Below are 1,294 nucleotides of genomic sequence, written 5' to 3' on the forward strand. Positions count from 1 at the left end.
GATCCGGAGCGCAGGGACGGGTTCCGCAAGCGGAACCGGGGACGATCATCCACCGTCGGCCGCCAACCGGTACCCGGCGCCGCGCACCGTGAGGATGGCGGACCGTCCGAACGGGCGGTCGACCTTGTTGCGGAGGTGGCCGACGTAGACCTCGACGATGTTGGGGTCGCCGTCGAAGTCGTCGTTCCAGACCCCCTCGAGCACGGCCCGCTTCGTGACGACGTCGCCCGCGTGCCGCATGAGGAACTCCATCACCGAGAACTCCCGGGCGGTCAACGGGACGAGGTCGTCGCCGCGCCGCAACTCGCGTCGCGCGGGGTCGAGGCAGAGGTCGCCCGCACGCAGTTCGGCCGGACGCTCACGTGCTCCGCGTCGGATCAACGCTCGGACGTGTGCGAGGAGCACGGCGAACGAGAACGGCTTCGTCAGGTAGTCGTCCGCTCCGGTGTCGAGCCCCTCGACCTGGTCCCACTCCCCCGACTTGGCGGTCAGCATGAGGATCGGCACCCAGTTGCCCTCGGCGCGGAGTTCTCGGCAGACGCTGTAGCCGCTCATGCCCGGCAGCATCACATCGAGCACGATGACGTCGAAGCGGGTCTCACGGGCCATCCAGAGGCCGTCGGTGCCGTTCGTCGCGATGTCCACCGCGAAGCCCTCTGCCTCGAACCCGATCCGAAGACCGTCCGCAAGGCCGGCCTGGTCCTCGACCACCAGTACTCGCACCTGTCACCACCTCCTGCCGACGAACTGCCCGGAGGGGCGCCCGTCCACCATCATGCTGGTCCAGGGCCCACCGGACCAGGCCCCGACGGGCGGGGCGGACCGAGGTGGACCACCGCAACCGGTCCTGCCGCGCACCGCCCCGCACCGCCCCGCACTGCTGTTCAGTCGTCGGCTCCGTGGCCCGAACCGCTGTGGTCGTCGCCGCCGCGCTGGTCTCCACCGTGGTCATCGCCGCCGCGGTGGTCGCCGTCATCGTCGCTGTGGTGGCTGCCGTGGTCGTCGTCAGCCCCGTGCTCGCCGCTCCGGTGGCTCGCGGCGTCCTCCGCACCACCCCGGGCGCGCCGCTCCGTGGGCGCGTGGTCCTCCCCGCAGCGACAGCGCCAGCACCAGCACCGGGGAGCGCCGCCGTCGCCGTCGTCGTCGCCTGGCCGCCGTGGTCGTCGGTCCCCGGCGCGTGCCACCCGAGGTTCGTCCGGTCCCGGGGCGTGCACCCCGTGGTCGTCCGTTCCCGGGGCGGGCACCCCGTGGTCGTTCGTCCCCGGCGCGGGCACCCCGGGGTCTTCCGGCCGGG

The 1,294-nt window shown here is 72.7% G+C and carries 2 protein-coding genes; one reads left to right on the forward strand and one right to left on the reverse strand.

Features of this window, described 5'->3' with window-relative positions; genetic code table 11:
• Positions 1-45 precede the first annotated feature (45 nt).
• Positions 46-723 (reverse strand): response regulator transcription factor, encoded by a 678-nt coding sequence (locus I59_RS00595; RefSeq protein ID WP_022902211.1) that lies wholly within the window; start codon positions 721-723, stop codon positions 46-48.
• A gap of 176 nt (positions 724-899) precedes the next feature.
• Between I59_RS00595 and I59_RS18780 the strand changes: the two genes are divergently transcribed.
• Positions 900-1,294: hypothetical protein (locus I59_RS18780; RefSeq protein ID WP_376764438.1), on the forward strand; the 395-nt coding region annotated here is incomplete at its 3' end.

Origin of the sequence: Curtobacterium sp. B8 (genome assembly GCF_000333315.1) — a bacterium.
GTDB classification, from domain to species: Bacteria; Actinomycetota; Actinomycetes; order Actinomycetales; family Microbacteriaceae; genus Curtobacterium; species Curtobacterium luteum.